Source organism: Bacillus timonensis, from assembly GCF_000285535.1.
Taxonomy (GTDB): Bacteria; Bacillota; Bacilli; order Bacillales; family Bacillaceae_L; genus Ferdinandcohnia; species Ferdinandcohnia timonensis.
Genome location: NZ_HE610989.1, coordinates 152350 through 177285, shown reverse-complemented (window position 1 = coordinate 177285; position 24936 = coordinate 152350). Strand labels below are relative to the sequence as shown.

Genomic DNA, 24936 nt, shown 5'->3' with positions numbered 1-24936 from the left:
AGGAGCTGGTTTTTCTTAAGTATCCTCCACCACCAATAGAATGATTTGTTTTACTGCGCATTTGATAGGAGAAGCTATGGACACAAACTACATCACATTTACTCAACAGATAAAAAGGAAAACAGGTATTGACCTACGTTTATATAAAGAAGCACAAATGGTGAGACGATTAACATCGTTATATGAAAAAAGGGGATTTTCTAGTTTTCAAGACTATTTTCAAGGAATCGATAAAGACAATGAACTGTTTCATGAATTTTTAGATCGAATGACAATCAATGTTTCAGAGTTTTATCGGAATGCGAAACGTTGGGAAGTACTAGAAACGAAGATTCTTCCAAATCTCCTTCAAGAAAACCGAGGTTTAAAAGTTTGGAGTGCAGCCTGTTCTGCAGGCGAGGAGCCTTATACACTAGCAATGATTCTATCAAAATTCTTACCTTCACATAAAATATCGATTCTAGCCACTGACATTGATGAAAATATTATTGCTAGAGCAAAGATGGGGGTATATCCTGAGCGATCTCTTCAAGAAATTCCAAAGGATATGAAAAAGCGTTTTTTTACCCAAGATGGTTCCTTTTATCATATTCATCCCGATATTAAAAAGACAGTTACTTTTAAAAAGCAAAATTTATTAGCAGATACCTTTGAAACCAATTTTGACTTAATCGTTTGTCGGAATGTATTAATCTACTTTACAGAAGAGGCAAAGGATATGCTTTATAAGAAATTTAGTAATGCTCTTAAAACTGATGGAATTCTATTTGTCGGGAGTACGGAACAAATTTTCAATCCTTCCAGCTATGGATTTGAAACGGAGGACACGTTTTTTTATCGAAAAAAATAAAACGTCAGAAAAATGACAAATCTAATAATATTTGCTAGGATATAGGAATCAAGGAATTTGCCCTTATGGTAAATTCTTTTCTTTTTTCAAAAGAAAACATAATCATAGAAATTTTGAAAAAATCTTACCGGAAAACCAAAGATTATGATATATTGATACATAATCGCTTTAAATTGCGAAAGTAAATTCTTATTTTCACTTTAGCCATATAAGGAGGTAATATAGATGAGATATTTAACAGCTGGAGAATCACATGGACCACAGCTTACCACAATTATTGAAGGTGTACCCGCTGGTCTTGAACTGACTGCAGAGGATATAAACTTTGAACTTGCTAGACGCCAAAAAGGTCATGGCCGAGGCAGAAGAATGCAAATTGAAAAAGACCAAGTACAAATTGCCAGTGGAATTAGACATGGTAAAACACTAGGGTCTCCAATTGCATTAGTCGTTCAAAACAATGACTGGAAGCACTGGACGAAAATTATGGGTATTGATCCTATTACGGAAGAAGAATCAGAAGAAATTAAACGTAAAATTACGCGTCCCCGTCCTGGACATGCAGACCTTAACGGGGCCATGAAATATGGGCATCGTGATATGAGGAACGTACTTGAAAGATCTTCTGCACGTGAAACAACAGTACGTGTAGCAGCTGGAGCTGTCGCAAAAAAATTCTTGGCTTCACTAGGAATTGAAGTGGCTGGACATGTGCTTGAAATTGGTGGAGTTCGAGCAAAGGATACTACCTATTCGTCTCTCGAAGAATTAAAAACAAAAACAGAAGCATCATCAGTTAGATGTCTTGATGAAGAAGCAGGTGTGCAAATGATGAATGCGATTGATGAAGCCAAGAAAAATGGCGATTCAATCGGTGGAATCGTTGAGGTTGTTGTTGAAGGTGTGCCTGCAGGTTTAGGAAGTTACGTTCATTATGATAGAAAACTTGATTCGAAAATCGCAGCTGCTATGGTAAGTATTAATGCCTTTAAAGGTGTTGAATTTGGTATCGGTTTTGATGCAGCAAGAATCCCTGGAAGTCAAGTTCATGATGAAATCATTTGGGATAAAGAAAATGGATACAAGCGCAGAACTAATAATTTAGGTGGGTTTGAAGGTGGAATGACAAACGGTATGCCAATTGTTGTTCGAGGTGTCATGAAGCCAATTCCAACTCTATATAAACCATTAAAAAGCGTTGATATCGACACAAAAGAAGTATTTGAAGCAAGTATTGAAAGGTCTGATAGCTGTGCAGTTCCTGCCGCTTCTGTTGTAGCTGAAGCTGTTGTAGCTTGGGAAGTTGCAAATGCGATTGTTGAACAATTTGGACAAGATAGAATCGATTTCATTCAAGAAAATGTAGCGAAAATGCGTGAGTATACGAGGGAATTCTAATGGACAAATTGACCATTGCTACAAATTCGAAAACATATCCAATGTACATTGGGGCTGAGATAATTAGTAATCTTCCCAAGGTGCTACAGGATACATGCAAAAAGGTCTCAAAAGTACTTGTCATAAGTGATGAATCAGTAGCAGCACTTTATTTAAATAGAGTGCTGGACATTCTGAAACAACGGTTTGAAGAGCCATTATCTTTTGTCATTCCTGCGGGGGAGAGTGCGAAGTCTTTTGACGTCTTTTATCAATGTCAGACCTTCGCCTTAGAAAATGGCTTAGACCGTTCATCTGTAATCCTTGCATTAGGTGGGGGTGTCGTTGGTGATTTGGCAGGATTCGTTGCTGCTACTTTCATGAGAGGTATTCCATTTATCCAAATACCTACGACATTACTTGCCCATGATAGTGCTGTAGGAGGTAAGGTAGCCATTAATCATGACTTCGGGAAAAACATGATTGGCGCTTTCCATCAACCAAATGCGGTGTTATATGATATTGATTTGATGAAAACATTACCAAAGGAAGAGCTTCGATCAGGCTTTGCCGAGGTAATTAAGCATGGACTTATTGGAGATCGAGAATTTTATGGATGGCTTACTGAAGAAATTACTTCGTTAGATGACTTACAGGGTGATAAATTACAGCATGCTATTTTAAAAGGTGTAGCTGTTAAAGCTAAAGTAGTTTCTGAGGATGAACAGGAAAAAGGGCTACGCGCCATTTTAAACTTTGGGCACACTTTAGGTCACGCAATTGAAGCGGAGTCAGGATATGGAAAGATAACTCACGGTGATGGTGTTGCAATTGGGATGATTTTTGCACTAAAAGTTAGCGAAATAATCTTTAATATCAATCTGTCATCTGAAAAAATTAAAGAATGGTTCAAATTATTCGAGTTCCCAACAACAATCCCTAAAGAATTAGATAAAGGTAGACTTCTTGAACGAATGAAGCATGATAAAAAGGCTACCTCAGGAAAAGTTAGAATGGTCCTATTAAAAGACATTGGAGAAACTATTGTTCGAGATATAGATGATGAACAGCTACTTATTTTATTAAAAGATTTTTAGGTAAGTTAAAAATCGTGGCACGAGAAGGAGGGACAAAGTTGATACGGGGAATACGTGGAGCAACAACAATTGAAACTAATGATAGACAAGAGATATTAACAGCAACTGAAAAGCTTTTACGTGATATGATTGCTGAAAATAAGCTAGAAGCATCTGATGTAGCACAAATCTTATTTTCTGTAACTGAAGATATTGACGCAGCTTTTCCTGCTGCTGCAGCAAGACAAATTGAGGGGTGGGCATTTGTTCCGGTTATGAGCATGAGAGAGATTCCGGTTCCAGGTTCTCTTCAAATGTGTATTCGGGTAATGATGTCTGTAAATACAAATGCCAAACAAGAAGAAATCCAGCATGTGTACCAAGAGGGAGCTATTGTTTTACGACCTGATCTTTCAACGGTGAAAGGGAAATAAAAAGTTTGAACGATGCATTGACAAACACACAGTGCATACGATAAGATTAATTACAATATTTAGTATAGTTAGAGTTTAGTAAGTTTTTTGTACAGTTTAGAGTTGAGTTTAGGGTAGACGAGAATGAGAGAGTTTAGTTGAGGTTAGCAGAGCTTAGTTATAATGACTTCTACCCAAAGATACAATGGTGTCTTTGGGTTGTTTATTTTTATCGCTTTTTACCATATAAAGCGATTCCCATCTTAATACACCTCCTAAATCCTCATTCTCCATAATTTTATGGAGGAGTGAGTCAATTGAATACGTATGATTTTACCTCGTTTGTGTCTGATGCCAAACAATATCGGACCATTCCGATTGTTAAACGTTTCTTAGTTGATACGTTAACACCCATTCAAATTTTTCAAAACTTAAAAAGTGAAGCATCCTTCTTGCTTGAAAGTAAGGATCATGAATCAGACTGGTCTCGGTATTCATTTATCGGCTTAAAACCATTTTTATTTATGGACGAAAATAACGGCCACTACTATGTAAAGAATGAAAATCAGCAAAGTTTAGTAAAAAAACCAACAATGAAAGATGCCTTTAATTGGATTAAAGAATATCTGGTCTTAAAACCGCTTGATATTGAAATTCCCTTTTATGGTGGAGCTGTTGGTTATATAAGCTATGATGCAATCTCAACCTTTGAAAAGGTGGAAGAACACGTTAATAATGATTTGAACATGGAACGTTATCAGTTTTTCTTTTGTGAAACGATAATAGCGCTGGATCACCATTCACGCGAATTAATAGTGGTTCATTTTATTCGATTAAATGGTGGTGAAGATGAAAGGATTCAAAGAGCTGTCTTTGACCATGCCAATTCAAAAATCAATATGTATTTATCGCGGATTATTCAAAACAAAGAACAAAGTGAAATGCTACTATTACCAAAAATACATGAAATACCGAATGTGACTGATATAAAAACAAACTTTGAAAAACAGAATTTTCTAGATGCTGTTGTCAAAATAAAGGATTATATTACGGCAGGGGATATTTTCAGGCGGTATTATCACAGCGGTTTGAGATTCCGGTTTCAGTAAGTGGATTTCAGCTATACCGTGTATTACGGATGGTGAATCCTTCGCCTTATTTATTTTATATCAAAATCAATGATATCGAGATTGTAGGAAGCTCTCCAGAACGCTTAATAAAATTCATCACAAACATCTAGAAATTCATCCGATTGCAGGTACAAGGCGCAGAGGGAAAACGAAGGATGAAGATGAAGCGCTTGCGACAGAATTACTTCAGGATGAAAAAGAAAAGGCTGAGCATTATATGCTTGTTGATTTAGCGCGAAACGATATTGGAAGGGTGTCTACATATGGATCCGTTAAAACTCCAGTTCTAATGGAAGTTGGTCGGTTTTCGCATGTGATGCATCTTATTTCAAAGGTTACCGGGGAGCTCGATGAGAAGGTTGACCCATTAGATGCGTTGCTTGCAGCTTTTCCAGCAGGAACCGTTTCAGGTGCACCTAAAATTAGAGCGATGCAAATTCTTTCGGAGCTGGAACCTACAGCAAGAAACTTGTATGCCGGAACAATTGCCTATATTGGATTTGATGGAAATATTGATTCTTGTATTACAATTCGAACAGCGGTGATTAAAGATGGTATTGCCTACGTACAGGCAGGTGCGGGAATTGTCGCTGATTCAATTCCTGAACATGAGTGGATGGAAACTGTTAATAAAGCGAGTGCCTTAATTCAAACAATTCAACTAGCTGAGGAAGCTTTTACCTTTATTCAGCAGGGTTCTCCAACTTCTTAAGGTGTATTAGTATGCAATAAAGATTAATAAATCCAGATGAGGTCCGATGAACGGCTGAATAAAGTTAAGGCCTCCGGCGGATGCCTCGATTTTTTAAAGGAAATTTTTCGAGCATGCTCGAAAAAAATCGGGCACAAATACGCCAAGGCGCATTTGATTAAAGAGGAGGATATTCATGTTTAAACAACTTTTAAATAAATGTATCAATGGTGAGGTTTTATCAGAAGAAGAAAGCTATCAAGTGATGGACGTCATGATGTCTGGAGCTGCAACGGCAAGTCAAATTGCAAGTTTGCTATCAATCCTTCGTTTCCGTGGAGAAACAGTCGAAGAGATAACCGGTTTTGCAAGGGCGATGAGAGAGCATATGATGCAGTTAGATTATGAGAGTGATCAAGTGATTGATACGTGCGGTACCGGAGGAGATGGTGCTTCAACCTTTAATATTTCAACTGCATCAGCAATTGTTGTTTCTTCCTTGGGAGTCAAAGTTGCAAAGCATGGGAATCGTGCGGTCTCTTCTAAGAGTGGAAGTGCCGATGTTTTAGAGTATTTAGGTGTCGAAATTCAGTCAACACAAGCAGAAGCTAAAGAGGCGTTAAATAAACGAAATATGAGTTTCTTGTTTGCGCCGATTTACCATGCAGCGATGAAGCACGCAGTAACACCAAGACAGGAAATCGGTTTTCGAACAATATTTAATCTATTAGGCCCAATGGCGAACCCTGCCAGATGCAAAAAGCAAGTATTGGGTGTGTATTCAACCGCTTATGCGGAAAAGATGGCCTATGCCCTCAGAAAGCTTGGTTCTGAACATGTGTTATTTGTATCGGGTCGTGATGGTCTAGATGAATGCAGCATCTCAACTGAAACGGATATTGTCGAATTAAAAAATGGTGAGATTACAAGGTTTGTACTCTCCCCTGAGGATGTAGACCTTCCGCGTGGGAGTATGAAGGATATCCAAGTTTCTTCAGTAGTTGAAAGTGCCAACCTATTGCAAGATGTTTTATGTGGGAAAGCCAATCAAAGTGCTACAAATATTGTGCTATTAAATGCTGGGGCTGCTATTTACATCTCGGGAAAAGTAAACAGCATCCGTGAAGGTGTTGAAATGGCAAGAGAAGCACTTGTAATGGGAATTGCCAAGAGTCAGTTTGAACAGCTAAGAAATCGTGAGGTGGAGTATTATGCTAAATAAAATCCTTGAACAAAAGAAAAGAGAAGTTGAAAACATTTTATATCCTGAGATTGATAATGTGGTAGAAAGAAGGTCATTAAATAACGCACTTTCTAGCCCGAATCGTTCGTTAGGCATCATTGCAGAGGTGAAAAAGGCATCGCCTTCAAAGGGTGTGATACGAGAGGATTTCCATCCTGTTTCATTCGCTATTGAATATGAGGACGCGAAAGCGGATGCGATTTCTGTTTTAACGGATGAACCATTTTTTCAGGGGTCCATGGAATATTTAATGGAGATTAAGAAAAAGGTAAATATCCCTGTTTTGCGCAAGGACTTTATCATAGATGCAAAGCAAATTAGGCAAAGTGAAAAAATTGGTGCAGATGCAATTTTACTAATCGGGGAAGCTCTCGAGCCCAACCAATTATATGAATATTATTGTGAGGCCTATGAAAGAGACTTAGAGTGTCTAGTTGAAGTGCATTCAAGGGAAACGCTGGAACAGATATGTAGCATTTTTACACCGAAAATACTTGGAATTAATAATCGGAATTTAAAGGTATTTGAAACATCAATTATTCATACAGAAGAGATTGCAAAAGACGCTCCGTCAGATAGTCTTGTTGTGAGTGAAAGTGGAATTCACACTCCAAAGGATATTAAAGACATCATTAAATATGGAGCAAAGGCTGCTCTCATCGGAGAAGCCTTTATGAGGGCTGAGTCTCCAGGGGTTGGGATTAAGCAAATGTTTGGAGAGGTTCCATATGCAACGACCTCTCATTAAGTATTGTGGAAATAAATCATTTGAAGATTTACAGGTGGTCGCAAAAAGCGAAGCTGATTACATCGGTTTTATTTTTGCAAACAGTAAACGAAAAGTAACTCCAATAGAAGTGAAACAGTGGTTACAGGAAGTGGATATTCAAGATAAAAAAACGGTTGGCGTTTTTGTTAATGCGGATTTTGAAGAAATAGCAGCTGTATTGGCAAATGTCCCATTATCTGTCATTCAATGTCACGGCACTGAGACGGTGGATTTTATCCATTTAGTAAAAGAACAGACAGGACTTGATGTATGGAAAGTCTTACATCATGATAATCAAGCAATAGGCTTGATGAAGCAGTATTCAGGTGTTGCCGATGGATATGTTGTTGATACAAAAGTTGCAACAATGTGGGGTGGCTCAGGTGTTACATTTGATTGGCAGTCAATCCCTATTTATCAACAAGAAGCTAATCGCCAAGGGGTTCCGTGTTTTATAGCAGGTGGAATTGACGCTTCCAATATCAAAACCCTATTAAGCTATGATATTGGCGGAGTTGATATTTCAAGCGGAATTGAGCAGGATGGAAAAAAAGAGTACACAATCATACAAACTATAGAGAAATGGGTGGATACATGTGTTGAACGTACCAAATGAAAACGGTAGATTCGGGGATTTTGGTGGGAAATTTGTGCCTGAAACATTGATGATGCCTTTAGAAGAAATTGAAAAAGCACTGGAAGAAGCGTATCAAGATGAAGAATTTCATAACGAATATATTCGTATTTTAAAAGAGTATTCTGGCCGACCTACAGCACTTACATTTGCTGATAATTTAACGAAAGAATTAGGTGGTGCGAGAATATTTCTAAAGCGTGAGGATCTAAATCATACTGGCGCACACAAAATAAACAATGCGATTGGTCAAGCTCTCCTCGCAAAAAGAATGGGTAAGAAAAAAATCATAGCCGAAACGGGAGCGGGACAACATGGAGTTGCCGCTGCGACAGTGGCCGCAAAGTTTGGTTTGGAATGCAAGGTCTTTATGGGTGTTGAGGATATTGAAAGACAAAAGTTGAATGTGTTTCGTATGAAGCTTTTAGGTGCAGAAGTTATCCCGGCTACAAGTGGTAACCAAACACTAAAAGATGCAACAAATGAGGCCATCCGTTACTGGGTGCAAAATTGTGAAGATCATTATTATATGATTGGATCTGTCGTCGGCCCACATCCATATCCAAAAATGGTCCGTGATTTCCAAAGGATTATTGGGGATGAAGCAAGAGAACAGTTCTTAAACCGTGAAAATCATCTGCCAACAGCAGTTGTTGCATGTGTAGGTGGCGGAAGTAATGCGATGGGAATGTTCTATCCATTTCTAAATGATGATGTACGTTTAGTTGGTGCTGAAGCAGCAGGAAAGGGAGTAGACACATCCTTACATGCAGCAACGATTACAAAAGGAACGAAAGGAATCATTCACGGTTCTTTGACATATCTACTTCAAGATGAGCACGGTCAAATAACGGAACCTTATTCGATTTCTGCTGGTCTAGATTATCCAGGTGTTGGTCCTGAACATGCATATCTTGCAAATAGTGGAAGAGTGAGATATGAAAGTGTGACTGATCAGGAAGCACTTGATGCATTACAAGTGCTAACGCGAATTGAAGGAATTATCCCAGCGATTGAGTCCGCGCATGCGATGGCAAAAGCAATCCAGATGGCAAAGGAAATGTCACCAGAAGAATCAATCTTAGTTTGTTTGTCAGGCCGCGGAGACAAAGACGTCCATTCACTAATGACATACCTAGAAGAAGGGGGAGCTACAAATGAACACAACCTTTACGAACCGATTACCCAAGGCTGAAAAATTATTTATCCCATTTATTGTTGCAGGTGATCCACATCCTGATGTGACAGTGGAAATTGCTCTTGCTTTACAAGAGGCAGGTGCTTCAATTCTTGAACTAGGAATTCCATATTCAGACCCATTAGCAGATGGTCCTGTTATACAAAGAGCATCTGCACGGGCATTAAAAAATGGCGTTACTTTGGAAAACTCTATGAATCTTGTATCAGTTATGAGAAAAAAAGGTTTAAAAATTCCGGTAATTATCTTTACCTATTACAATCCTGTGCTACAATTAGGAGAAGAAAACTTTTTCGCTTTAGCGCAACAAAATGGTATAGACGGATTACTTGTTCCCGACCTTCCTTTTGAAGAAAGTGAAGACCTTAGAAGAAAATGTGAGATTGAGGGATTAAAATTCATCTCTCTAGTTGCTCCCACTTCCTCAAGTCGAATTGAGAAAATTGCCCGTAACGCTCAAGGGTTTTTGTATTGTGTTTCTTCCCTTGGAGTAACTGGTGTTCGAAATTCACTAAATAATGAGGTATACTCATTTTTACAAGAGGTAAAACGCTATAGTGATATACCAGTAGCAGTAGGGTTTGGTATCTCTAATTCTTCCCAAGTAGATGCACTTAAGGACCATTGCGATGGGGTTATCATGGGAAGTGCCCTTATCCAAAAGATTGAAGAGTATCTACCGGAATTGGAAAATGAAGAAACAAGAGCTACCGCCTTATACCATTTTAAAAATTTTATCAGTGATGTAATTCATCCTATAAACAAGTTAGAGGTGTAGCTTAAGATGAATATTAAAGAACAGTTATTGAATCTAAAACCATATCAACCAGGGAAACCAATAGAAGAGGTTAAAAGAGAATATGGATTAGATAAAATTGTAAAATTGGCGTCAAATGAAAATCCATATGGGTGCTCAGAAAAAGCAAAAGAAGCGGTTAAAAACAACATAGATTCATTTGCAATTTACCCTGATGGCTATGCAACAGAGCTAAGAGAAAAGCTTGCTAAGCATTTAGGTGTAGATGGTACACAACTTCTTTTTGGAAATGGGTCTGATGATGTCATTCACATTATTACGACTGCATTGCTTGCTCCAGGGAAAAATACAGTTATGGCCAATCCAACTTTTTCTCAGTACAAGCACAATGCTGTTATTGAAGGTGCAGAAGTTCGCGAAGTTGAGCTAATTGAAGGTAATCATGACCTTGATGGAATGCTCCAACAAATCGATGAGAATACGGAAATTATTTGGGTATGCTCTCCAAATAACCCGACAGGAGTGTACGTGAACTCAGATAAACTTCATCGTTTTCTAAAACAGGTTCCAGAACATGTATTAATCATAATGGATGAAGCGTATTATGAATTTGCAGCAAAAGAACAGGATTATCCAAATACAGTTTCTCTTTTAAATGACTATCCAAACCTTCTTATATTAAGAACCTTTTCAAAAGCATATGGACTTGGTGGACTTCGAGTTGGCTATGCAATCGGTAATAGTGATTTTATTAATAAAATAGAACCAGTACGTCAGCCATTCAATTCGAATCGTGTTGGTCAAATAGCAGCATCTGCAGCATTGGATGATCAAGATTTCATCAAAGCGTATGTTGAAAAAAACAAGCAAGGCTTGCAGCAGTTTTATAAATTCTGTGAGGAACATAAATTATCCTATTATCCATCGTTCGGAAATTTCATTTTGATTAATTTTGAACAATCTGGAGATGAAGTGTTCCACTATTTGTTAGAGCGTGGTTTTATTGTCCGCTCAGGTAACCCTCTTGGTTTTCCAAATAGTGTTAGGATAACAGTAGGCACAGAAGAACAAAACCGCGAACTTATTGCTTTACTAACAGAGATGCTTGAAAATCAAAAGAACTAAACTGTGGGGGTTCAGAGTAACCCCCATTATGTGTTTCTTATTACGGTGGTGATGGTATGAAAACGAATGTGATGGTGATTGGACTTGGTTTAATCGGAGGTTCAATTGCACTTGCGATAAAAAAAGAATATCCTGATGCTATACTATACGGCTATGACCGTAATACGGAATCATCACTACTAGCAAAATCATTGAAGGTGATTGATGAAGTTGTTTTTAAGTTAGAGGATGTTATACATACATGCGATTATATTTTTATATCTGTTCCAGTCAAGCAAACGGTAGATATGATCAATGAACTGAGTTCGTTTGAACTAAAAAAGAATGTTATCGTAACAGATGTGGGAAGTACGAAGCAGCAAATTGTTCAAAGAGCAGAGTCCATTTTTGGAAAACTTGGTGTTACTTTCATTGGCGGTCATCCGATGGCAGGATCTCATAAAAGTGGTGTTGTTGCTGCCAAGGAACACTTATTTGAAAATGCCTTTTATATTTTTACACCCCATAACCAGAATCCTTCAAGTGAACACGGTGTTCAACAGCTTAAGACATTATTAAAGGGGACAAAAGCAAACTTTGTGATCATGACCCCTGAGGAACATGATCGTGTTGCCGGTGTTATTAGTCATTTTCCGCATATTGTTGCTGCAAGTCTAGTTCATCAAGCACTAAAATATGATCAGGTAAATGAGTTAGTCCGTCCGTTAGCTGCTGGAGGCTTTCGCGATATTACGAGAATCGCATCGAGTAATCCGTCAATGTGGCGCGATATTTTATTGCATAATCAAGATGTATTGCTAGATCTATTTGAAAAATGGATAGACGAGATGGAACAAATTAGGAATTTTGTGGCAAGTGGAAATGGTGAAGATATTTATAATTATTTTATGGATGCCAAAAATTTTCGAGATGGACTTCCAACCAGAACAAAAGGGGCCATACCTTCTTTCTATGATTTATATGTTGATATTCCAGATTATCCTGGTATCGTTTCTGAAATTACTGGACTTCTTGCTGTGGAAAGAATTAGTATTACAAATATCAGAATAATTGAAACAAGAGAAGAAATTTATGGTGTGTTACGAATTAGCTTCCAAAGTGATGAGGATCGTAGGAAAGCTAAGCTATGTATTGAAAGTAAGACGAATTATGAAACATTTTTCGGATAAATTACTTTAATTTTATGGCAAACATGATAAATGCGTTTTTGATTAGGGAGTGGTAATATGGATTCAAAAAAATTACGTATCAATAGTACAGGATTAAATGGTTCAATTGATATTCCAGGTGATAAATCGATTTCCCACCGCTCGATTATGCTCGGGGCAATTGCGCAAGGGAAAACAGTTGTTAATAATTTTTTACCTGGTGACGACTGTCTAAGTACCATTAGTTGCTTTGAAAAATTAGGCGTAAAAATTACACAAAATAAAGATCATGTTGAAATTGAGGGAGCGGGCTTTGATGGGTTACGTGAGCCGATTGAAATTTTAGACACAGGAAACTCCGGAACAACTACAAGATTAATGGTAGGACTTCTTTCTGGCATTCCTATTCATACTTGTATGATTGGTGATGAATCGATTGCAAAAAGACCGATGAAACGTGTTACTGAGCCATTACGTCAAATGGGGGCAAAAATTGATGGTAGAGAAGACGGAAATTTTACCCCTTTATCCATTCGTGGAGGCTCTTTACAGGGCATTGATTACGTTTCCCCTGTAGCTAGTGCTCAGGTTAAGTCCTCAATCCTTTTAGCAGGTTTAAATGCAAATGGAATAACTTCCGTAACAGAGCCACATAAATCAAGGGACCACACAGAACGGATGCTGCGTGCTTTTGGTTGTGAGGTAGAAGAGGCTGGACTGACTGTAAAGGTAAACGGTGGTCAGAAACTAGTAGGGACAAATATCCAAGTTCCTGGTGATATTTCTTCTGCAGCATTTTTCCTTGTTGCAGGTGCGATTGTACCAAATAGTCGTATTACCTTGAAAAATGTTGGAATGAATCCAACTAGAACAGGAATTGTTGATGTATTAGTTAAAATGGGAGCGCGTCTAGAAATTGAGAATGAAAGAGTAGAGAATAACGAGCCAATTGCTGATTTAACTATCCAAACTTCTGAATTGAAAGGGATAGAAATTGATGGTGACATCATCCCTCGTTTAATTGATGAGATACCGGTTATTGCATTATTAGCAACTCAAGCAGAAGGAAAAACGGTTATTAAGGATGCCAGTGAATTAAAGGTAAAGGAAACAAATCGAATTGATACCGTCGTTGGTGAGCTAACAAAGCTTGGTGCAAAGATAGAACCAACAGAGGATGGAATGATAATCTCAGGTGAAAAGAAACAATTGACTGGTGGCCATGTCCATAGCCATGGGGACCATAGAATTGGCATGATGCTAGCAATTGCAGCATGTATTGCGAATGCAGAAGTGACTCTTTCAGATCCTGAATCGATATCAGTTTCTTACCCTACCTTTTTTGAGCATCTAGATTATTTAATAGAAGAAAAGTAACATACATTCCCGTGGAGCATCATGACTCCATGGGTTTTTTGTGTTTTTAGAGACAAAAACTAACATACAACCATCACTTTTCGCATAGCTTGTCTTAAGGATATCTGAAACTATGGAAATGTGAAAGGGGGAGGTTTGATGCCATATATATTGGAAAAAGCAAATGTCCTAAAGAATAATAAGGTCGTCACATGTTCGATACTTATCAACAATCAACGTGTTGATTATATGAAAGAAAACCTCAAACAACTTTCTTTTATGAAGACAAATTTATCTCAATATTTACTAACACCAGGCCATGTCATGGTAAACTATTCCTTTTCAAAAGAATTGTCGTTTCAATCTTTTAAAAAGGAAATGACGGAAAAGTACTTACAAAAAGGTTGTACAACCTTACTTGTCATTAATGATGTCAAGCATGAAAACGAATTGGTGCAATCACTTAAGAAAACCAGGCATTATCTTTTGAACAGTCCAATAGACTATTACTTAGGTATTCGTATTCCTCTTGAAAGTTTAACGCCCTCTCTCCTTGTCGCCTGCAGACGAAAAAAAATACCGGTAATTATCGTCACGATTGAAAAATTGGACGAACTACACAAGGTACCTTGGGGCTGGATAAGGGAATCTTATCATTCCTATCAAATTCCTATCATCCCACAGTGGAAGATGAAAGAGAAAACGATGTTTAGTAACCGAAAAGAAGAGGTTTGGAAGACGATTATGACTGAAAATAGTATCCCTACTATTCCAGTTTGTCCCAATGAAAATGAGCCTTTATCAATTGAAATGTTAAAAAAGATTGGTATTTACCCTGAGAAAGGCGACCTTCGAGTTGGTGGTGAATTGGATTACAATCTGTATGAACATGATTCTATAAGCTATTCAGTTGATGAAAAGCCAACTCTAGATTATCATAAACTTATACCGACAATCACCATGCACAAAGGCGGTTTTACAAAAGTAGGAGCCCAGGTATACTTTCGTTCTGGCTTTGGTAATGAATGTATAGTAAAAAAGCCTGGCTTTTTTACATCTGCCTATGACAAAATTGTGGTGGTGTAAGAGAGATAGGTAAGAGGAGTTAAAAATGATGAATCGATTAGAGGATGCCTTACAACAAGTAGAAGATGGAAACGTTGAAGAAGGGCTTAAAGCATTAAAAAAGCTTAGAGAATACTCAAATGATGATGAAAAATACACAATTGCTAGGAACTATTATAAATGGGGTTTCGTTGAAGAAGCAAAAGAAATTATTGAAGAGTTAATATTACGTTATCCAGATGAAGGTGAACTATTTGTTTTTTTAGCAGAAATCATGATTGACCTTGATATGGAAGAGGAAGCGATTGCTATTTTAGAACAAATTGCTGTTGATGATCCAGTTTATTTGGAATCCCTTGTTTTACAAGCTGATTTATTCCAAATGCAGGGTTTACATGAGGTGAGCGAACAAAAACTGCTTTTAGCAAAAGAAAAATCAGACGATGAACCAATTATTGATTTTGCTTTAGCTGAATTATATTCAAGTCATGGAGAGTACGGCAAAAGTATTCCCTATTATGAGAAGGTCTTACGAGAAAGCGATGAAATTGCAGGTGTAAATGTTAACGCACGTATTGCGGAAAGCTATAGTACAACAGGTAAATTTGAAGAAGCACTTCCGTATTATGAAGAGGCCATCAAAAAACAAGAAGATAGTAATACATTATTTGGATTTGGAGTTACCGCATATCAAGCGAAATACTATAAAAAGGCAATTGAGATTTTAAGCAGACTGAAAGAACTTGACCCGGACTATAGTTCGCTTTATTTATACCTTGCAAAGGCATATGAAGAAGAAGCAAGCTTGGAGGAGAGCTTTCAAACCTTATTAGAAGGGCTTGAAGTGGAATCGTTGAATAAGGAGCTTCATTTTTACGCTGGCAAAATTTCGATGATGCTTGGTGATAAAGAAAATGCAGAAAAATATCTTCGTGCTGCAGTGGGGATTGACCCTGGTTATGTAGAAGCGACTTTACAACTTTCAAAGTTGTTACTGCGCGAAGAAAGATTCGAGGATGTAGTAGATTGCCTCGATAATGTGATGAGTTATGGTGAGTATGATGAACAATTTGAGTGGGATCTTGCTTTTTCAAAAAATAAATTAGAACAATATTCGGATGCATTAAACCATTACCGTCATGCATATACTTTTTTTAAAGAAACTCCAGAGTTTTTAGAAGAGTTTGGATATTTCTTAATGGAGGACGGAAAAAGGCAAGAGGCAATCGAAGTATTTAAGGAACTGCTTAAGCTTGAACCAATGAAGTATGAAATTGAAGAATTAATTTCTGAACTGGAATAAGCAAAGGAAAAGCCTCCGGCGAGACATGCAATTTTCAAAGGAAAAATTTCGAGCAAGTTTGAAAAAATCTTGGCGCAAAATTCTCCAGGGCGAATTTGATTGTTTTGAAGGATATTTTGATTTGAATGTTGAAGTATATCAGTATCATTATCATTATCGTTACTTAATACTAGCAGAGGAGGGAAGCATGCGATGACTACCCCTGTATCTGTCAACGAGAAAAAAGACTTCATTCGCTGGTTTCTAAATAATTATCAGCTAAAAAGAAGAGAGTGTGTTTGGATTTTAAATTATTTGATGAGTCATGACCAACTCATGAAAAATGTTCACTTTGTCGAGCAAGCCCAATACTGCCCAAGAGGAATCATCATGTCAACTCATTGTGTCGATGATGTTCCATTCCGTTTTTATAAGGAAAATGTCATGACAACTGATGCTGAGAAGTCATTCCATGATATCCGATTAAACAGGGAAGAAGAAATTTATATTCAACTTAATTTCAGATCCTCCTTCCATTCTCCGAATTATGTGGCTGTACTTGAAGAGAATCCATATATGCCAAAACATCTTCAGGTGAACGAGCAGGATAAAGAGCTTGCGAAAAAGTTTCTTGAAGAATCCATTCATATGTTTCAAAAGGAACATCTGTTAAAAAGGATAGATGAGGCGCTTGACAAACACGACAAAACGGAGTTTAAGAGACTGACTGAACAACTAAAGCAATTATAAAAGTAAGGGATCTCATTATTGGGGGCTGACAAAGTGTCAGTCTTTTTTATTTGGACTAAATATGGTATGGTAGTTTGGGAGTTTACTTTTGTTTTTTGATAAAAGTACATAGTGAAATCTGAAAGGAAGCATACATAATGAAATGGGTAACAAAGGATATTGATGTGTATTTACAAGCAAAGGAATATGTGGACACTGCAGTCATTCCCCTGATTCCTGTATCGCTTGAAGGGAATGTGAAAAATACAGTTTCAATGGGGGAGTTCATTACTATCCTTTCAAACGAAGTGGAAAGACAATTTAAAGGTAGAATTATCTTATTTCCTGCATTTACGTATTCAAATGGGGAAGAACTTGAAATGGCTAAAACCCGATTAAATCAGTGGTCTAGCGATTTGAATGGTGAGGGTATGAAACACACTATATTTATCACATCAGATAGTAGCTGGAAGCAGGTAGAAAATGATTTAAATGGATCCCTGATTTGGCTACCAACATTACCACTTGAATATGTAGAGGAAAAATATAAGCAAACGATGTTGCAAGATCAAATGAAACAACTTGTAACATTATTTACGAATATCTGGCAAAAGTAATTTTTTTATCATTATGTGACAATAATAATGAAAAATTCCTTACTTTTCCTAAGAAAGTCACATAGTTGCCATGGTTTCAGTAAATCCTATTATTGACCTGTACCAAATATTGATATATCATGAGAATGTCCTAGTTTTAAATGTGTACAATTATGTCCGGAGTGGACTTAGCTTAGCATAGAGGGGGGAAAAAAATGAGCGAGAATAAACAACGGGTTTCAAGACGTCAATTTCTAAACTATACTCTAACAGGTGTAGGTGGTTTCATGGCAGCTGGGATGTTAATGCCTATGGTCCGCTTTGCAATTGACCCATTACTTCAGCCAGAAGCTGAGCAAGACATGGTACAAGTGGTGAGTGTTGATAAGATTACAAATGAACCTCAAAAATTTGATTTCAAAGTAAATCAAGTTGATGCATGGTATGAATCAGACGTTCCATACTCAGCATGGGTTTATAAAAAAGACAATGGCGACATCGTAGCGCTTTCACCAGTGTGTAAGCACCTTGGATGTGCTGTAGCTTGGAATGAAGATCCAACAAATCCAAATCGTTTCTTCTGTCCTTGTCACTACGGTTTATATGAAAAGGATGGTACAAACGTACCTGGTACACCACCAGCTGCTCCATTAGATGTGTATGAAAGTCAAGTAAAAGATGGTTATTTATATTTAGGAAAAGCGAAACCAAGAGGAGGAGCGTAATCAATGTTAAATAAGATCTTTGATTGGGTTGACGAACGTCTTGATGTTACTCCTCTCTGGGCCGATATTGCAGACCACGAGGTTCCTGAGCATGTAAACCCTGCACATCACTTTAGTGCATTTGTTTACTGTTTTGGAGGGCTAACATTTTTTATCGTCGTCATTCAAGTTCTTTCTGGTATGTTTTTAACAATGTATTATGTACCAGATATCATCAATGCATGGAATTCTGTTTATTATTTACAAAACGAAGTAGCGTTTGGACAAATTGTCCGCGGAATGCATCACTGGGGAGCAAGTTTGGTAATCGTTATGATGTTCTTACATACCTTACGTGTATTTTTCCAAGGTGCCTATAAAAAACCTCGAGAGCTAAACTGGATTGTTGGAGTATTAATTTTCTTTGTTATGTTAGCACTTGGTTTAACAGGTTACTTATTACCTTGGGATATGAAAGCGTTATTCGCAACAAAGGTTACCATCCAAATTGTTGAAGCAACCCCACTATTAGGGCCTTACTTAAAGACTCTGATTGCAGGACACCCTGAAATTGTTGGTGCACAAACATTAACTCGTTTCTTTGCGATTCATGTATTCTTCTTACCAGCAGCGTTATTCGGTTTACTTGCTGCACACTTTATCATGATTCGCCGCCAAGGTATTTCTGGTCCATTGTAGGATGGAAGACTTTACCACATTTTTGTGATGTGTAAAGTATTGATAAGTAGTAATGATAAAAAAATCGAGCTAGCTCGATGGTTTATTGAAAAAGATGAACATACTCTTTTGAATGAAAATTCTCTAAAAAGGAGGGGGACCGATTATGCATCGCGGAAAAGGAATGAAATTTGTTGGGGACTCCCGTGTTCCTGTAAGTAATAAAAAGCACATTCCTAAGGATTACTCCGAGTATCCAGGAAAAACAGAAGCGTTCTGGCCAAACTTCTTATTAAAAGAATGGTTAGTTGGTTCTGTTTTCTTAGTAGCCTTTTTATGTTTAACAGCAGCACACCCATCACCATTGGAAAAAATCGCTGACCCTACTGCGTCAGGATATATTCCATTACCAGACTGGTATTTCTTATTCTTATATCAATTGCTTAAATATTCTTATGCATCAGGTCCATACACTGTAATTGGTGCACTTGTAATTCCAGGTCTTGCATTTGGAGCACTTTTACTAGCTCCATTCTTAGATCGTGGTCCAGATCGTAGACCATCAAAACGCCCAATTGCAACTGGTCTTATGCTTTTAGCACTTGCTGCAACAGTATATTTAACTTGGGAATCTTCATCTCAAGTAGACTGGGAAGCAAGAGCAGAATCTGCTAAAATCGTAGCTGAGGCAGAGATTGATACAGAATCTGAAGGATATAAACTGTTCCAAGATAAAGGTTGTATTGGCTGTCACGGTGCTAACTTAGAAGGTGGCCCTGCAGGTAAGGCCTTAGTTGATAATGGATTATCTCCTGAAGAAATTGCTGACATTGCCAAAAATGGTCAAGGAGCAATGCCTCCAGGTATGTTCGAAGGAACTGACGAAGAATTACAGAAGCTTGCTGAATTTATTTCTGGCGTTACTTCTAAATAATCGTACAAAGAGCTGACTTTCGGGTCAGCTTTTTTGATTAGTTTTTTTCTTTTGCTCCTTGACAAGCTCACTGTTTTTAAGAGAATCTTGAGGTAAGAAAAAAGGAAAGTTGGTACATAGATGAAGTGGATTACATATTTAATGGGGCAACGCTGGGTGCTTTGGATTCTTTTGCTAATTAATGTTCCAGGGACAATTTATGGCTATGTTTGGTATGAAAGTCAGCTAGACATTACACCTCCAAAGTTTTTAATTTTTGTTCCGGATAGCCCTACTGCAAGTTTGTTTTTTTGCTTTGTGTTAATTGCATTTTTACTAAGAAAGAATTGGCCACTTATAGAAGCATTTGCAATTGTCACTCTTTTTAAATATGGGATTTGGGCAGTGGTTATGAATATTCTTACCTATTTTGTAGATGGTTTGAATATTTATGGGTATATGCTGATTTTTTCCCACCTTGGGATGGCAATTCAAGGGCTATTGTTTGCTCCGTATTATCGCATAAAGCCGGTTCATTTAGTGATTGCAGCAATATGGACATTGCATAATGATGTAATTGACTATGTATTCTTTATGATGCCGAGGTATAGTGTTTTGGATCAGTACATTCCGCAGATTGGTTACTTTACTTTTTGGTTAAGTATAGTTTCAATTTTAATTACATATCTACTTTGTATAAAAAAAGATCGGTATATGCTAGACCTCAGGTAAAAAGTTGGTCTACTCTTGTCCAATCCCTCATACATTTTACTAGATGTTTAGGGAGGGACAAGTATGAAAATTTCTAGAATTATATGTATTATTTGGTTTTTATTTTTAATCCATCCTATATCCATATTAGCTGCCTCCAATGAAGAAAACTGGGAAAAGCTCGATCGTATTTCAGATCAAGCCCTGCAAATGGTGAAGCAAGAACGATACAAGGATGCCAAGCAATTATTAACACATTTTTCGAATGAATTTTTACGATTGAATCAACTAGGAAGAATCATTTTCAATGGATGAACTACGGATTATTACGATTACCCATAATTCAGCCTCTGAGGCTGTTAATTCTTCCTCCCTTAGTCTTGAGGAGAGAGTCAATCGTGTTACTCAATTTCGTTTGGTAGTCGATGCGATGAGGTCTGAGCATCAGCCCATGTGGACTGAAATGGAAGATTCGATTATGACGACATTCGGGCAAATGAAGGAAACGGTTGAAGAAGGAGATACGGAAAGCTTTAATCAACTTCTTACTATCTTTCTATCAAAATATAATATGATTCATCCGAGTATTACAGTGGACATCACACCTGAAGATGTTCAAAAAATAGATTCACATATAGCATTTTTGGATACGTATCGAAATGAAGAACTGAAGGCCACTACAAGAATACAGCAGCTTGACCAAATGGAACATGATCTTAAGAATTTGTTTGAGAGAATGACCGAGGATGATGCAGATCCATCACTGATTTGGGTGATGATTTCAACTGGTGGAGCTATTATTCTTACATTAATTTATGTCGGTTGGAGAAAATATAAAGGTGATAAACAAAAACGACAAAAACAAAGAGATTATGATGAACGCTAACAGTGGGATGACCCACTGTTTATTTTTAAAGAAAATAATTTTGTAAGCAAGACAATTGACTTTGAAAGATACTCTAACTAAAATTAAAGTATATTATAGTTTGGAGGATAAAAAGAATGATTCTAGTTTATTTTGCTTTGATCATTATCATCCCGATATATGCACAATTTAAAGTAAAGAGTGCATATAAGAAGTATTCACAAATTTCTTCTTCATCAGGCATGACAGGTGCAGAAGTAGCAAGAAGGATTCTTGATCAAAATGGATTATATGATGTTCGAATTGAGGAAACTCCTGGTGTGCTTTCAGACCACTATGACCCAAGATCAAAAGTCGTTCGACTTTCAACAAACAACTATTATGGAACTTCAATTGCAGGTGCTGCTGTAGCTGCCCATGAAGTTGGACACGCAATTCAAGATCAACAAAATTACGCATTCCTTCGGTTCCGTCATGCACTTGTACCGGTTGCGAATATCGGATCAAACTTTTCATGGATATTAATTATTGCAGGTATGATTTTCACAATACCAAGCTTGATGCTATATGGAATTATCTTTATGGCAGCGGCTGTATTATTTCAGCTTGTTACGTTGCCAGTTGAATTCAATGCCTCTTCAAGGGCAATGAATGAAATTGTATCAGCGGGCGTCATTCGTAATGACGAAGAACGTGAAACCAAAAAAGTACTAAGTGCAGCAGCACTAACCTACGTTGCAGCAGCAGCAGTAGCGGTACTAGAATTATTGAGACTAATCCTCATGTACACAGGAATGGCTCGATCAGAAGAATAAACAAAGAAAGCCGGTTACCCTTTTAGTGGATAACCGGTTTTTATTGTTTTTGTTTTAGCTCATTTGACTAAAAGGGGAGAGAATTTAAGGGCAAGCTTGCTTGCAAAAGAGGTATGTGAAGCCCCTAGAGTATCACCCACATGTGTTAGCTAAAAGCCTCTCTTGAAACAGTTTACATCACCGCTCAATCGGTTTTTTATTTTCATCCAATGTGAATCCTTCACCGAGTACATCATGAACATCACTTACAGAAACAAAAGCATGCGGGTCTATAGAGATAATAACCTGCTTTAACCGACCAACTTCTCTTCTTCCAACTACACAGTATAAAATATGCATATCCTGCTTCGTATACGACCCCATTCCTTTTAGAATTGTTACCCCGCGCTCCATCTCATTTAAAATCTTTTCCGCAATTTTCTCATTCTGTTCTGAAATAATCATTGCACCTCTAGCAGCATATGCACCTTCCTGCATAAAATCAATTACTCTTGCCCCGATAAACACAGCGAGTAACGTGTACATAGCCTCTCGAGGAGATAGATAGAAAATCAGTGAGATAGTAATCACGACGGCATCAAATAAAAACATGGTACGGCCCATTGGCCACCCAACATATTTCCTAACAAGCCTTGCAATAATATCAACACCGCCTGTTGTACCGCCATACCTAAAAATAATACCGAGACCAACGCCAATAAACACACCAGCAAATAATGCCGCGAGCATTAAATCTCCATCTAGTGCTATTTCAAACTGATACCGTTGAAAAAACCACAAAAATATCGAAACACTGATAGTACCAATAAGTGTATAATAAAATGCCATGCGGCCTAGTAGCTTCCAACCAAGTAAAAATAGTGGAATATTTAAAATCAAATTCGTATAGGATGGATCAAATTTAAACAGAAAATAAAGCAACAGGGTGATACCTGTAAATCCACCCTCTGCAAGATTATTTTGCATATTAAAATGCACGATCCCAAACGAAAATATAGCCGATCCTAACAGAATGAAAATAATATTTTTTATTGAAAACTTCAAATTATATAACCCCCGAAATAGTAATAATTGCCACTACATTATAAAGTATGGGTAAAAAACTGACAAATCATGTTATATAAAAGAAAAGTTTGTCAAAACTCTATACTTTACGCTAACATAAGAAGAGAAACTTCCCGAGGTGATAGAGATGGCAGATAAGACAATGAAACAACTACAACAAGAAGTAGATGCGTACATAGGCCAATTTAAAGAAGGATATTTTAGTCCTCTAGCACTACTAGCAAGATTGACAGAAGAATTAGGTGAACTTGCAAGAGAAGTCAATCACTACTACGGAGAAAAACCAAAAAAAGATTCAGAAACTGAAAAAAGCATGGCTGAAGAAACAGGTGATCTGTTGTTTGTATTGATTTGCCTTGCAAATTCCTTGAACATTGACCTTGAAGACGCACATAATGCTGTTATGAACAAATTTAATACACGAGATAAAGATAGATGGACTCGTATTGATACTAACGAATAAGGGAGAAAACAAGATGGATACAATTAAAATCGTAATCGCTGGTCCTAGAGGGAGAATGGGAAAAGAGGCCGTTGCTCTTGTACAAAATACAGAGAATTATTCATTAGTTGGAGTAATCGACCGCCAAAACAATGGTAAGTTACTTAGTGAAGTAGAAGGCTTCAGTAATGTAAACGTCCCTATTTTTACTGATATTAATGAATGCTTCTCACAAACAAACCCTGATGTATTAATTGATTTAACTACACCTGAAATAGGTAGATATCATACTGAGGTTGCAATTCAACATGGTGTCCGTCCTGTTGTAGGCACAACAGGTTTCACTAATGAAGAGCTGGACAGATTGTCAATGATGGCGGAAGAGCGCAAAGTAGGTGCAATTATTGCTCCTAATTTCGCAGTAGGTGCAGTGTTAATGATGAAATTTTCACAAATGGCAGCAAAGTATTTTCAGGATGTGGAAATTATCGAGCTTCACCATGACCAAAAGCTCGATGCCCCATCTGGAACAGCAGTGAAAACTGCAGAATTAGTAACGGCAGTACGAGATTCAAAGGAACAAGGACATCCTGATGAAAAAGAAACCATTCAAGGCGCCCGTGGTGCTGAGTATGATGGAATTCGCATACATAGTGTACGACTGCCGGGGCTTGTTGCACATCAAGAAGTAATGTTTGGCGGAAATGGACAAATGCTCTCAATTCGTCATGATTCATTCAATCGTGCTTCTTTCATGTCAGGTGTTAAATTATCAGTTGATACAGTAATGAACATCGATGTGTTAGTCTACGGTTTAGAAAATATTATCGAATAAGGGGATACAATACAATGAAAATTGCTTTAATAGCTCATGATAAGAAGAAAACAGATCTTGTACAATTTTCAACAGCTTATAAAACAATCTTGGAGCAGCATGAACTGTTTGCAACAGGGACAACAGGCTTACGTATTTCAGAAGCTACAGGACTTCAAATTCATCGATTTCAATCTGGACCATTAGGCGGTGATCAAGAAATTGGAGCAATGATTGCCAAAAATCAAATGGATATGGTTATCTTTTTTAGGGACCCATTAACAGCACAACCACATGAGCCAGATGTATCAGCACTAATTAGATTATGTGATGTGTATTGTGTACCATTAGCTACCAACATGGGTACTGCTGAGGTGCTAATTCATGGACTAGAAAAAGGATTTATTTCATGGCGTGAAATTATCCGCGATAGACAGGAAGAAAGTAAATAAATTTTCTTGGAATGTTCATCGATTAAAATGTATGATTT

At 37.4% G+C, this 24936-nt stretch carries 27 protein-coding genes and 1 pseudogene; 27 read left to right on the top strand and 1 reads right to left on the bottom strand.

Going from position 1 to position 24936, the window contains the following annotated elements; translation table 11 throughout:
* Window positions 1-76 precede the first annotated feature (76 nt).
* The 24 genes and pseudogenes from BTHG_RS21095 to BTHG_RS20975 all read left to right on the top strand — a co-directional run bounded on the left by BTHG_RS21095 (window position 77) and on the right by BTHG_RS20975 (window position 22125).
* Window positions 77-850 (top strand): CheR family methyltransferase, encoded by a 774-nt coding sequence (locus tag BTHG_RS21095; RefSeq protein WP_010284208.1) that lies wholly within the window; start codon window positions 77-79, stop codon window positions 848-850.
* 225 nt (window positions 851-1075) lie between these two features.
* Window positions 1076-2248, top strand: coding sequence for a chorismate synthase (gene aroC / locus BTHG_RS21090; protein WP_010284203.1), 1173 nt, complete (start codon window positions 1076-1078; stop codon window positions 2246-2248).
* Window positions 2248-3324, top strand: a complete 1077-nt coding sequence (gene aroB, locus BTHG_RS21085) for a 3-dehydroquinate synthase (protein WP_010284202.1) — start codon at window positions 2248-2250, stop codon at window positions 3322-3324. The genes aroC and aroB overlap by 1 nt, the downstream gene beginning before the upstream one ends.
* 38 nt (window positions 3325-3362) lie before the next feature.
* Window positions 3363-3737 carry a chorismate mutase gene (aroH, locus tag BTHG_RS21080; protein ID WP_010284199.1) on the top strand — a complete coding sequence of 125 codons (375 nt, stop codon included), beginning with the start codon at window positions 3363-3365 and terminating at the stop codon, window positions 3735-3737.
* Window positions 3738-4033: 296 nt separating this feature from the next.
* Window positions 4034-5558 (top strand): annotated as a pseudogene (gene trpE / locus BTHG_RS25560) (anthranilate synthase component I).
* Window positions 5559-5733: 175 nt separating this feature from the next.
* Complete coding sequence (gene trpD, locus BTHG_RS21065; RefSeq protein ID WP_010284190.1) at window positions 5734-6759, top strand: anthranilate phosphoribosyltransferase; 1026 nt, start codon at window positions 5734-5736, stop codon at window positions 6757-6759.
* Entirely contained in the window at window positions 6749-7528 is a 780-nt protein-coding gene (gene trpC, locus BTHG_RS21060) for an indole-3-glycerol phosphate synthase TrpC (protein ID WP_010284181.1), read from the top strand. Before trpD ends, trpC begins: the two co-directional genes overlap by 11 nt.
* A complete protein-coding gene (locus tag BTHG_RS21055; RefSeq protein ID WP_010284179.1) occupies window positions 7509-8165 on the top strand; it encodes a phosphoribosylanthranilate isomerase in 657 nt (218 codons plus the stop codon). The genes trpC and BTHG_RS21055 overlap by 20 nt, the downstream gene beginning before the upstream one ends.
* Complete coding sequence (trpB, locus tag BTHG_RS21050; RefSeq protein WP_042342393.1) at window positions 8146-9378, top strand: tryptophan synthase subunit beta; 1233 nt, start codon at window positions 8146-8148, stop codon at window positions 9376-9378. Before BTHG_RS21055 ends, trpB begins: the two co-directional genes overlap by 20 nt.
* A complete protein-coding gene (gene trpA, locus BTHG_RS21045; RefSeq protein ID WP_010284174.1) occupies window positions 9341-10159 on the top strand; it encodes a tryptophan synthase subunit alpha in 819 nt (272 codons plus the stop codon). Before trpB ends, trpA begins: the two co-directional genes overlap by 38 nt.
* Before the next feature lie 6 nt (window positions 10160-10165).
* Window positions 10166-11263, top strand: a complete 1098-nt coding sequence (gene hisC, locus BTHG_RS21040; RefSeq protein ID WP_010284172.1) for a histidinol-phosphate transaminase — start codon at window positions 10166-10168, stop codon at window positions 11261-11263.
* A 56-nt stretch (window positions 11264-11319) separates the two neighbouring features.
* Complete coding sequence (locus BTHG_RS21035) at window positions 11320-12432, top strand: prephenate dehydrogenase (RefSeq protein ID WP_010284170.1); 1113 nt, start codon at window positions 11320-11322, stop codon at window positions 12430-12432.
* Window positions 12433-12489: 57 nt separating this feature from the next.
* The gene (gene aroA, locus BTHG_RS21030; RefSeq protein WP_010284169.1) at window positions 12490-13788 is read left to right on the top strand and encodes a 3-phosphoshikimate 1-carboxyvinyltransferase; all 1299 of its coding nucleotides are present in this window, start codon (window positions 12490-12492) and stop codon (window positions 13786-13788) included.
* A 138-nt stretch (window positions 13789-13926) separates the two neighbouring features.
* A complete protein-coding gene (locus BTHG_RS21025) occupies window positions 13927-14853 on the top strand; it encodes a hypothetical protein (protein ID WP_010284168.1) in 927 nt (308 codons plus the stop codon).
* Between the two features lie 28 nt (window positions 14854-14881).
* On the top strand, window positions 14882-16135 hold the full coding sequence (locus BTHG_RS21020; RefSeq protein ID WP_010284167.1) for a tetratricopeptide repeat protein: 1254 nt from the start codon (window positions 14882-14884) through the stop codon (window positions 16133-16135).
* A gap of 192 nt (window positions 16136-16327) precedes the next feature.
* A complete protein-coding gene (locus tag BTHG_RS21010; protein ID WP_010284166.1) occupies window positions 16328-16864 on the top strand; it encodes a ReoY family proteolytic degradation factor in 537 nt (178 codons plus the stop codon).
* A gap of 137 nt (window positions 16865-17001) precedes the next feature.
* On the top strand, window positions 17002-17460 hold the full coding sequence (locus tag BTHG_RS21005) for a YpiF family protein (protein WP_010284165.1): 459 nt from the start codon (window positions 17002-17004) through the stop codon (window positions 17458-17460).
* 194 nt (window positions 17461-17654) lie between these two features.
* On the top strand, window positions 17655-18164 hold the full coding sequence (locus tag BTHG_RS21000; protein WP_010284163.1) for a QcrA and Rieske domain-containing protein: 510 nt from the start codon (window positions 17655-17657) through the stop codon (window positions 18162-18164).
* Window positions 18165-18167: 3 nt separating this feature from the next.
* On the top strand, window positions 18168-18842 hold the full coding sequence (gene qcrB, locus BTHG_RS20995) for a menaquinol-cytochrome c reductase cytochrome b subunit (RefSeq protein WP_010284162.1): 675 nt from the start codon (window positions 18168-18170) through the stop codon (window positions 18840-18842).
* Between the two features lie 145 nt (window positions 18843-18987).
* The gene (locus BTHG_RS20990; RefSeq protein ID WP_010284160.1) at window positions 18988-19755 is read left to right on the top strand and encodes a menaquinol-cytochrome c reductase cytochrome b/c subunit; all 768 of its coding nucleotides are present in this window, start codon (window positions 18988-18990) and stop codon (window positions 19753-19755) included.
* 120 nt (window positions 19756-19875) lie between these two features.
* Window positions 19876-20466, top strand: coding sequence for a lipoprotein heptaprenylglyceryl N-acetyltransferase LhaT (gene lhaT, locus BTHG_RS20985; RefSeq protein ID WP_010284158.1), 591 nt, complete (start codon window positions 19876-19878; stop codon window positions 20464-20466).
* 63 nt (window positions 20467-20529) lie between these two features.
* Entirely contained in the window at window positions 20530-20760 is a 231-nt protein-coding gene (locus tag BTHG_RS27725) for a sporulation protein YpjB (RefSeq protein ID WP_087947089.1), read from the top strand.
* Window positions 20753-21331, top strand: a complete 579-nt coding sequence (ypjB, locus tag BTHG_RS25555) for a sporulation protein YpjB (RefSeq protein ID WP_087947088.1) — start codon at window positions 20753-20755, stop codon at window positions 21329-21331. Before BTHG_RS27725 ends, ypjB begins: the two co-directional genes overlap by 8 nt.
* 116 nt (window positions 21332-21447) lie before the next feature.
* The gene (locus BTHG_RS20975; RefSeq protein ID WP_010284155.1) at window positions 21448-22125 is read left to right on the top strand and encodes a zinc metallopeptidase; all 678 of its coding nucleotides are present in this window, start codon (window positions 21448-21450) and stop codon (window positions 22123-22125) included.
* 177 nt (window positions 22126-22302) lie between these two features.
* On the opposite strand, the gene BTHG_RS20970 is transcribed toward BTHG_RS20975, so the two are convergent.
* A complete protein-coding gene (locus BTHG_RS20970) occupies window positions 22303-23169 on the bottom strand; it encodes a YitT family protein (RefSeq protein WP_010284151.1) in 867 nt (288 codons plus the stop codon).
* 148 nt (window positions 23170-23317) lie between these two features.
* Here BTHG_RS20970 and BTHG_RS20965 point away from each other — a divergent pair, with 148 nt between their 5' ends.
* From BTHG_RS20965 to mgsA, 3 genes are read left to right on the top strand one after another with little or no spacing between them, the layout of a single operon-like run.
* Complete coding sequence (locus BTHG_RS20965) at window positions 23318-23653, top strand: nucleotide pyrophosphohydrolase (protein ID WP_010284147.1); 336 nt, start codon at window positions 23318-23320, stop codon at window positions 23651-23653.
* 13 nt (window positions 23654-23666) lie between these two features.
* On the top strand, window positions 23667-24467 hold the full coding sequence (dapB, locus tag BTHG_RS20960; RefSeq protein ID WP_010284145.1) for a 4-hydroxy-tetrahydrodipicolinate reductase: 801 nt from the start codon (window positions 23667-23669) through the stop codon (window positions 24465-24467).
* A gap of 14 nt (window positions 24468-24481) precedes the next feature.
* The gene (gene mgsA, locus BTHG_RS20955) at window positions 24482-24898 is read left to right on the top strand and encodes a methylglyoxal synthase (RefSeq protein WP_010284144.1); all 417 of its coding nucleotides are present in this window, start codon (window positions 24482-24484) and stop codon (window positions 24896-24898) included.
* The last annotated feature ends 38 nt before the right edge of the window (window positions 24899-24936 follow it).

Excerpts from the sequence above, each read along its gene's own strand:
- BTHG_RS21095 (WP_010284208.1), top strand. The coding sequence starts at position 77 with ATGGACACAAACTACATCACATTTACTCAACAGATAAAAAGGAAAACA.
- aroC (WP_010284203.1), top strand. The coding sequence starts at position 1,076 with ATGAGATATTTAACAGCTGGAGAATCACATGGACCACAGCTTACCACA.
- aroB (WP_010284202.1), top strand. The coding sequence starts at position 2,248 with ATGGACAAATTGACCATTGCTACAAATTCGAAAACATATCCAATGTAC.
- trpD (WP_010284190.1), top strand. The coding sequence starts at position 5,734 with ATGTTTAAACAACTTTTAAATAAATGTATCAATGGTGAGGTTTTATCA.
- trpC (WP_010284181.1), top strand. The coding sequence starts at position 6,749 with ATGCTAAATAAAATCCTTGAACAAAAGAAAAGAGAAGTTGAAAACATT.
- BTHG_RS21055 (WP_010284179.1), top strand. The coding sequence starts at position 7,509 with ATGCAACGACCTCTCATTAAGTATTGTGGAAATAAATCATTTGAAGAT.
- trpA (WP_010284174.1), top strand. The coding sequence starts at position 9,341 with ATGAACACAACCTTTACGAACCGATTACCCAAGGCTGAAAAATTATTT.
- hisC (WP_010284172.1), top strand. The coding sequence starts at position 10,166 with ATGAATATTAAAGAACAGTTATTGAATCTAAAACCATATCAACCAGGG.
- BTHG_RS21035 (WP_010284170.1), top strand. The coding sequence starts at position 11,320 with ATGAAAACGAATGTGATGGTGATTGGACTTGGTTTAATCGGAGGTTCA.
- aroA (WP_010284169.1), top strand. The coding sequence starts at position 12,490 with ATGGATTCAAAAAAATTACGTATCAATAGTACAGGATTAAATGGTTCA.
- BTHG_RS21025 (WP_010284168.1), top strand. The coding sequence starts at position 13,927 with ATGCCATATATATTGGAAAAAGCAAATGTCCTAAAGAATAATAAGGTC.
- BTHG_RS21020 (WP_010284167.1), top strand. The coding sequence starts at position 14,882 with ATGAATCGATTAGAGGATGCCTTACAACAAGTAGAAGATGGAAACGTT.
- BTHG_RS21010 (WP_010284166.1), top strand. The coding sequence starts at position 16,328 with ATGACTACCCCTGTATCTGTCAACGAGAAAAAAGACTTCATTCGCTGG.
- BTHG_RS21005 (WP_010284165.1), top strand. The coding sequence starts at position 17,002 with ATGAAATGGGTAACAAAGGATATTGATGTGTATTTACAAGCAAAGGAA.
- BTHG_RS21000 (WP_010284163.1), top strand. The coding sequence starts at position 17,655 with ATGAGCGAGAATAAACAACGGGTTTCAAGACGTCAATTTCTAAACTAT.
- qcrB (WP_010284162.1), top strand. The coding sequence starts at position 18,168 with ATGTTAAATAAGATCTTTGATTGGGTTGACGAACGTCTTGATGTTACT.
- BTHG_RS20990 (WP_010284160.1), top strand. The coding sequence starts at position 18,988 with ATGCATCGCGGAAAAGGAATGAAATTTGTTGGGGACTCCCGTGTTCCT.
- lhaT (WP_010284158.1), top strand. The coding sequence starts at position 19,876 with ATGAAGTGGATTACATATTTAATGGGGCAACGCTGGGTGCTTTGGATT.
- BTHG_RS27725 (WP_087947089.1), top strand. The coding sequence starts at position 20,530 with ATGAAAATTTCTAGAATTATATGTATTATTTGGTTTTTATTTTTAATC.
- ypjB (WP_087947088.1), top strand. The coding sequence starts at position 20,753 with ATGGATGAACTACGGATTATTACGATTACCCATAATTCAGCCTCTGAG.
- BTHG_RS20975 (WP_010284155.1), top strand. The coding sequence starts at position 21,448 with ATGATTCTAGTTTATTTTGCTTTGATCATTATCATCCCGATATATGCA.
- BTHG_RS20965 (WP_010284147.1), top strand. The coding sequence starts at position 23,318 with ATGGCAGATAAGACAATGAAACAACTACAACAAGAAGTAGATGCGTAC.
- dapB (WP_010284145.1), top strand. The coding sequence starts at position 23,667 with ATGGATACAATTAAAATCGTAATCGCTGGTCCTAGAGGGAGAATGGGA.
- mgsA (WP_010284144.1), top strand. The coding sequence starts at position 24,482 with ATGAAAATTGCTTTAATAGCTCATGATAAGAAGAAAACAGATCTTGTA.